Consider the following 6,897-nt stretch of genomic DNA (forward strand, 5'->3'; position numbering starts at 1 on the left):
CATCAAGGTGGAACGCCCGGGTTCGGGCGACGTCACGCGTAACCAACTGCGCGACATCCCCGACGCCGACGCCTTGTACTTCACGATGCTCAACAGCAACAAGCGCTCGCTGACGCTGGACACGAAGACGCAGGAAGGCAAGGAAGTTCTCGAAAAGCTGGTGCGTGAATCCGACGTGCTGGTGGAAAACTTCGGCCCGGGCGCGCTGGATCGCATGGGCTTCTCGTGGGAGCGATTGAACGAACTCAACCCGAAGCTGATCATGGCCTCGGTGAAGGGCTTCTCGGACGGTCACCACTACGATGACCTGAAGGTGTACGAGAACGTGGCACAGTGCGCAGGTGGCGCGGCGTCGACGACGGGCTTCTGGGACGGCCCTCCGACGGTGTCGGCCGCGGCGCTGGGCGACAGCAACACCGGGATGCACCTTGCGATCGGCATTCTGACGGCCATCATCGGCCGTGGCCAGACGGGCCGTGGTCAGAAGGTCGCCGTCTCGATGCAGGATTCGGTCATCAACCTGTGCCGCGTGAAGCTGCGCGACCAGCAACGCCTGGACCGTATCGGCTACCTCGAAGAGTATCCGCAGTACCCGCATGGCGAGTTCAGCGACGTGGTGCCGCGCGGCGGCAACGCCGGCGGTGGCGGTCAGCCGGGCTGGGTGCTCAAGTGCAAGGGCTGGGAGACGGATCCGAACGCGTACATCTACTTCACGATTCAGGGTCACGCCTGGGAGCCGATCTGCCGCGCGCTGGGCAAGCCGGAGTGGATCGAAGATCCGAACTACGCCACGCCGCAAGCGCGTCAACCGCACATCTTCGAGATCTTCGCGACCATCGAAGCTTGGCTGGCCGACAAGACGAAGTACGAAGCGGTGGACATCCTGCGCAAGTTCGATATCCCGTGCGCACCGGTTCTGTCGATGAAGGAAATCGCGAACGACCCGTCGCTGCGCGCGTCGGGCACGATCGTGGAAGTGCCGCACAAGGAGCGTGGTACGTACCTGACCGTCGGCAGCCCGATCAAGTTCTCGGGCCTGAAGCCGGAAATCACCGGTTCGCCGCTGCTGGGTGAGCACACCGACGAGATCCTGGCCGAGCTGGGCTACAGCAAGGACCAGATCGCGAACCTGCATTCGTCGCGGTCGGTTTAAGTCCGCGAGGCGGCGAGTCAGGCCAAGCCTGGCTCGCCGCCAATGCGCCGCCTGTGCCGACGCCGCCTTTGGGCGGTGACGGCGCGCGGGGCGCAAGGCAGGGATTCATGGGTGCGGCGCCGAGCGGAGCCAGCACCCATTTTTATTTTCGGGACCGTGTTGTCCTCTAATTGATGTACTTTATTGGCATGTTTGGTATCCCTGCCAATCGCATTCCCCACAAGATTATTGGAGACATCATGAGCGCATCCGTCGACGTCAGTCAGTTGGTCCAGGTAGTGGGCGACGCCATCGTCGTGGCCGATCCGAACAACATCATCACGCTGTGGAACAGCGGCGCGCAGAAGATGTTCGGCTTCTCCGAGGCCGAGGCGCTCGGGCAGCCGCTGGACATCATCATTCCCGAGCGGCTGCGCGCGCGCCACAATGAAGGCTATGTGAAGACGATGGAGACCGGGCAGACGAAGTACGGCAGCGATCTGCTCAAGGTGCCCGCCGCGCACAAGGACGGCCGCGCCATGTCGATTGCGTTCACCGTGGCGTTGTTGCATGGCGAGGGCGGCGAAGTCACCGGCATCGTGGCCGTGATTCGCGACGAGACGGCGCGCTTCCAGGAGGATCGTCAGTTGCGCAAGCGCGTGGCGGAACTCGAGGCGAAGGTGGCCGCCACCGCCGGCTGATCGCTCGATGCCGGTCGACATAGCGCGGTGCGCCTGGGGTCGCCGCTAACGCCCAGCCGTCACCGCAAGAGACAGGAAGCACCGATTCGCAACGCGCCCGAAAGGGCGGCGTCGCGAATCGGTGCTTTTTTGCATTTCGGCCGCCAGGCAAAGACGATACGGTGGGATGTGAATATTTTGTATTCAATATATTCACTGGACTTGCCAGGAATCCGCACCGCAGGCGACCGAATTTCATCGCGGTGACACATGCCTGTAAACCCGTAGCCCGGTCGGATCGCATGGACCATGTTGCGGTGCGGACTCCTTTGATACATAGGGATTCCAGCGATTTTTTACCGATCGATGCGGCGAGACAGCAAATCTCATCGGCAACAAAAAGCCGTTGATAAAATATCGTGTATGAAATACTGTATATCACAGCAATCGATCCACGATGGGGATGGCGCCCACAGAGGCGACAACCATCGAGCGATCAGGCGAGCCTCGCGTGTCGTCGCGTCTCGCGCACCGATTACATAAACGCCGTCGCATCAGGAGGAGACAAACCATGATCATCGTCGCCAGTATCCGGCGCGAAGCCCGCCCAGCGCGTGGCACGCACATTGAGCAGGTCGCGGCATGTGCCGTGCGCCATGCGCGAGTTCAACTGTCGGCTTCGGGCGCAGTTGCCCGGACCACGTGCTGAGCGGAGCCGATCATGGGTAAGGCACTTGAAGGTGTGCGCATTCTCGACTTCACGCACGTGCAGTCGGGGCCGACGTGCACACAGTTGCTCGCGTGGTTCGGCGCGGACGTGATCAAGATCGAACGCGCGGGACATGGCGACGTGACGCGCGATCAACTGCGCGACATTCCCGACGCGGACAGTCTCTACTTCACGATGCTCAACAGCAACAAGCGTTCGATCACGCTCGACACGAAGCACCCGGAAGGCAAGGCGGTGCTCGAGCGCATGATCCGCGACTGCGACGTGCTGGTTGAGAACTTCGCCCCCGGCGCGCTCGATCGCATGGGCTTCACGTGGGAGCATATCCACGCGTTGAACCCGCGCATGATCGTGGCCTCGGTCAAGGGCTTCGGACCCGGTCCGTACCAGGACTGCAAGGTCTACGAGAACGTGGCGCAGTGCGTGGGCGGTGCGGCATCGACGACCGGTTTCGACGACGGTCCGCCGATGGTCACGGGGGCGCAGATCGGCGACTCGGGCACGGGGCTGCATCTGGCGCTGGGCATCGTTACGGCGCTCTATCAGCGCACCATGACCGGACAGGGCCAGCGCGTGCTCGCCGCCATGCAGGACGGGGTGTTGAACCTGTGCCGCGTGAAGCTGCGCGATCAGCAGCGCCTGGAGCGCGCGCGCGTGATGGAAGAGTATCCGCAGTTCCCGAACGGTGAGTTCGGCGATGCCGTGCCGCGTGCCGGCAATGCGTCGGGCGGCGGTCAGCCGGGCTGGATTCTCAAGTGTCAGGGCTGGGAGACCGACCCGAACGCGTACATCTACTTCATCGCCCAGGCGCCCGTGTGGGGCTCGATCTGCAAGGTGATCGGCAAGCCCGAGTGGGTCGAGCATCCCGACTACGCCACGCCGCGTGCCCGTCTTCCGCGTCTGCGCGAGATCTTCGACACGGTTGAGCATTGGACCATGACCAAGACGAAGTTCGAGGTCATGGCGATCCTCAACGAGTACGACATCCCGTGCGGTCCGATTCTGTCGATGAAAGAGATTGCCGAGGATATGTCGCTGCGCGAGACCGGGACCATCGTCGAAGTCGATCACCCGAAGCGCGGCAAGTACCTCACCGTCGGCAACCCGATCAAGCTCTCGGCCAGCCCCACGCATGTGGAGCGCTCGCCGCTGCTTGGCGAACACACCGACGACGTGCTCTCGGAATTCGGCTACAGCGCACAGCAGATCGCGGCACTGCGCGAAATCGGCGCGGTATAAGCGGCGCCGTGCAAGCGTCCTCGCACGAACGCAAGTCGTCTGCACGAGGCAGATGGGAATGACGTCACGACATCGCGTCCGGCGCGCGAACGGCGAACCCTGCCGTAGCGCCGGGCGGTTACAGATAAGGCATACGCATGAAGCTCTGGACCCGTTTCAAGACCGCGCATGGTCGCATCGGCTTTGGCCTGCTGCAGGACGACCATATTCTCGAACATCGCGGCGATCTCTACGATCAGCCGATCGCCACGGGCGCGACGATCGCGCGCGATACGGTCGATCTGCTGTGCCCGTGCGAGCCCTCGAAAATCGTGGCGCTGTGGAACAACTTTCACGCGCTCGGCGCGAAGCTCGGCAAGGCCGCGCCGTCGCATCCGCTCTTCCTCATCAAGCCGGCCACGTCGCTGAACGGGCCCGGCGCAGTGATTCAGCGTCCCCCGTCGTATGCGGGCAAGATCGTGTTCGAGGGCGAGCTGGGCGTTGTGATCGGCAAGCGCGCAAGCCAAGTGAGCGAGGAAGCCGCGCGCGATTACATCCTCGGCTACACGTTGGTCAACGACGTGACCGCCGCTGAAATCATCGAGCAGGACGGCAACTTCGCACAGTGGACGCGGGCCAAGGGCTTCGACACGTTCGGCTGTCTCGGCCCCGTCATTGCCCAGGATTTCGACTGGCGCGAGGCGGAGGTCGTCACGCGGCTCGACGGCACGGAGCGTCAGCGCTATCCGCTCGCCGACATGATCTTCAACCCGTGGCAACTCGTCGCGCGTATCTCACAGGACATGACCCTGATGCCGGGGGATGTGATCGCCGTGGGCACCTCGATTGGCGTGGGCTCGATGAAAGAGGGCGCGCTGGTCGAGGTGAGCATTGACGGACTGGGGACGTTGGCCAACCGCATGGGCGGCTGAGAGAACAATCGATTTCACGGTGGTCGGCCGGGGTGGCAAAGGCCTGAGTCGATCGCCCTTTTTCATTCGGCGGATCCGGGATCTGTCCGGCGCGAGGCGGCGTGATCGCCGCCGCGCGCAGCGGGAGGCGGCACGGGACTCTTGTAGGCCATCATGCCGTCGATGAGCGCAGCGCCTTCGGCCAGCAGGAATTCCCGGAAGGCGAGCGCGACCGGCGGCAGCCGCTTGCTGCGACGATGCACGACGTACCAGCTTTGCCAGGCCGGAAAGCCCTGGACGTCGAGCACCGTCAACTGACCGGTCTGAAGCTCCATGCCAACGGTATGGGCCGACAGGAAGCTGATGCCCATGCCCGCCACGACCGCTTGCTTGATGGTTTCCGTGCTGGCGATCTCCATCGTGATCTTGAGTCGCTGGGTGCGCTGACCGAAGGCATCCTGCAGGGAATTCCACGTGTCGGATCCGCGCTCGCGGCTGATGAACGGTTCTTCCGTCAAACGCGAGAAGGGAATCTGACGCTGGCTGGCCAGCGGATGATCCGGCGGTGCCACGATGACATAGGGATGGGGCGCGAAGGCTTCGTTGATCGTGTCGATCTCCGGTGGCGGACGCACCATCACCGCTAGATCGGTGAGGTTTTCGGTGAGCTGATGCAGAAGTTCCTCGCGGTTATGAACCGTGAGATTGAGCGTCACGCCGGGATGGCGTGCGGTAAAGGCCGCGAGCAACCGGGGAAAGAAATAGTCTCCCGCGCTGATCACGGCCACGTTGAGCTTGCCGCCCGTGATGCCCTTGAGGTGATCCATTGCCTCCTCGGTTTCGCGAAAGAGCGCAATGATCGCGCGGCTGTAGTGGAGCATTTCGGTACCCGCCGGCGTAAGGAAGACCTTCTTGCCCAACTGCTCGAACAGCGGCAGGCCGACGTGACTCTCGAGCTGCTTGACCTGTGTCGAGACGGCCGGTTGCGTGAGGTGAAGTTCTTCGGCGGCGCGCGAAAAGCTCAAATGGCGCGCCACGGCTTCGAAGACCTTGAGTTGACGGAGCGTGGCGTGTTTCATGCGGCGGTCATCCTGACATCGGCGGGGCGGCGGAACGATTTCCGCACGCTAAGCGTTGCCAAAGAAGTATAAGTAATCGTAGATGGTTTGCATAATTAACTTTAACTGTCTTTTATGGATTGGGCTGCGTAATCTGCAATGGCAGCCCGCATGAAAGTGGTGTGACAGCAAAGCGTCGGTGACCTGTCATGTCAGGCGAGCGCGGGTCTGCGTGTTCTGGAGACGATCACTGTTTTGGGAGAGCGCCATCATGTCTGTCATCGAATCGCATATCAAACCCGCCGCCCTGGCACCGGTTGCCAACGCCCATCTGCATGCGTTCAACAACGCATTCGTCGAATTGGGGCTGGACTGGTATTGGGACCACCCCACCTATGCCCGGCTGCTGCACGCGACCGGGAACCAAGATTTACCGCTGGCGTATCTCGAAGGCGCTTCGGCGCAGGCGTTGCGCATGGCCGAGCTGTTGCTGATCGGGGCTTACCTCGACGGACATCAGCCGCATCTGCTGCGCGCCTACGAGCCGGAATTCCTGTGCGACCTGATTCACTGCACCAAGGTGCGCTGCTTCGAAGCGGCCAATGAAGGGCGTTCGATGCAGTCGCCGAGAGCCGTTGCGGCCTGAGTTTCACAACACGACAGGGGCTCAGACCCCGAGACAATAACTATGCATATTGGCATTCCAAAGGAGACGGCCGCCGGCGAATCCCGCGTCGCGGCCACACCGGAAACGGTGAAGAAGCTGGTGGGCGCAGGGCATCGCGTCACCGTGGAGCGTGGTGCGGGCGAGGCGGCCAGCGTGCCTGATGCGGCGTATGTCGCAGCGGGCGCGTCAAGCGGTAGCGCGGCCGAAGCCCTTGGCGCCGAGTTGGTGCTCAAGGTACGCGCGCCGTCGATCGCGGAAATCGCGTTGATTCCACGTGGCAGTGCGGTGGTCGGCATGCTCAACCCGTTCGATGCCGAGAACAATGCGCGCATGGCGGCGGCGGGTGTCATTGGCTTCGCCCTGGAAGCCGCGCCGCGGACCACGCGTGCGCAAAGCATGGACGTGTTGTCTTCGCAGGCCAACATCGCCGGCTACAAGGCCGTGATGCTTGCCGCCAATCTGTATCAGCGCTTCATGCCGATGCTCATGACGGCCGCCGGC

The 6,897-nt window shown here is 62.8% G+C and carries 7 protein-coding genes; 6 read left to right on the forward strand and 1 reads right to left on the reverse strand.

Annotation, left to right across the window (positions count from 1 at the left end):
• From frc (BGP02_RS13260) to BGP02_RS13275, 4 genes are all read left to right on the forward strand, one after another.
• Positions 1-1,153 (forward strand): formyl-CoA transferase (gene frc, locus BGP02_RS13260; protein WP_286798690.1); only part of this gene is annotated, 1,153 nt, incomplete at its 5' end.
• 239 nt (positions 1,154-1,392) lie between these two features.
• Positions 1,393-1,833: a PAS domain-containing protein gene (locus tag BGP02_RS13265; RefSeq protein WP_017231694.1), complete on the forward strand. Its 441-nt coding sequence runs from the start codon at positions 1,393-1,395 to the stop codon at positions 1,831-1,833.
• A 700-nt stretch (positions 1,834-2,533) separates the two neighbouring features.
• Positions 2,534-3,781: a formyl-CoA transferase gene (gene frc / locus BGP02_RS13270; RefSeq protein ID WP_017231692.1), complete on the forward strand. Its 1,248-nt coding sequence runs from the start codon at positions 2,534-2,536 to the stop codon at positions 3,779-3,781.
• A 137-nt stretch (positions 3,782-3,918) separates the two neighbouring features.
• Entirely contained in the window at positions 3,919-4,692 is a 774-nt protein-coding gene (locus BGP02_RS13275) for a fumarylacetoacetate hydrolase family protein (protein WP_017231691.1), read from the forward strand.
• 62 nt (positions 4,693-4,754) lie between these two features.
• Here BGP02_RS13275 and BGP02_RS13280 read toward each other — a convergent pair whose 3' ends face one another.
• On the reverse strand, positions 4,755-5,750 hold the full coding sequence (locus BGP02_RS13280) for a LysR family transcriptional regulator (protein ID WP_017231690.1): 996 nt from the start codon (positions 5,748-5,750) through the stop codon (positions 4,755-4,757).
• Positions 5,751-6,000: 250 nt separating this feature from the next.
• Here BGP02_RS13280 and BGP02_RS13285 point away from each other — a divergent pair, with 250 nt between their 5' ends.
• Both BGP02_RS13285 and BGP02_RS13290 read left to right on the forward strand, forming a co-directional pair.
• The gene (locus BGP02_RS13285) at positions 6,001-6,375 is read left to right on the forward strand and encodes an HAD family hydrolase (RefSeq protein ID WP_017231689.1); all 375 of its coding nucleotides are present in this window, start codon (positions 6,001-6,003) and stop codon (positions 6,373-6,375) included.
• A 42-nt stretch (positions 6,376-6,417) separates the two neighbouring features.
• Positions 6,418-6,897: Rossmann-fold NAD(P)-binding domain-containing protein (locus BGP02_RS13290; protein ID WP_502688482.1), on the forward strand; the 480-nt coding region annotated here is incomplete at its 3' end.

Origin of the sequence: Pandoraea sp. 64-18 (genome assembly GCF_001899225.1) — a bacterium.
Taxonomy (GTDB): domain Bacteria; phylum Pseudomonadota; class Gammaproteobacteria; order Burkholderiales; family Burkholderiaceae; genus Pandoraea; species Pandoraea cepalis.

Coding starts and splice junctions, on each gene's coding strand:
- frc (WP_017231692.1), top strand. CDS start 2,534: ATGGGTAAGGCACTTGAAGGTGTGCGCATTCTCGACTTCACGCACGTG.
- BGP02_RS13280 (WP_017231690.1), bottom strand. CDS start 5,750: ATGAAACACGCCACGCTCCGTCAACTCAAGGTCTTCGAAGCCGTGGCG.
- BGP02_RS13275 (WP_017231691.1), top strand. CDS start 3,919: ATGAAGCTCTGGACCCGTTTCAAGACCGCGCATGGTCGCATCGGCTTT.
- BGP02_RS13285 (WP_017231689.1), top strand. CDS start 6,001: ATGTCTGTCATCGAATCGCATATCAAACCCGCCGCCCTGGCACCGGTT.
- BGP02_RS13265 (WP_017231694.1), top strand. CDS start 1,393: ATGAGCGCATCCGTCGACGTCAGTCAGTTGGTCCAGGTAGTGGGCGAC.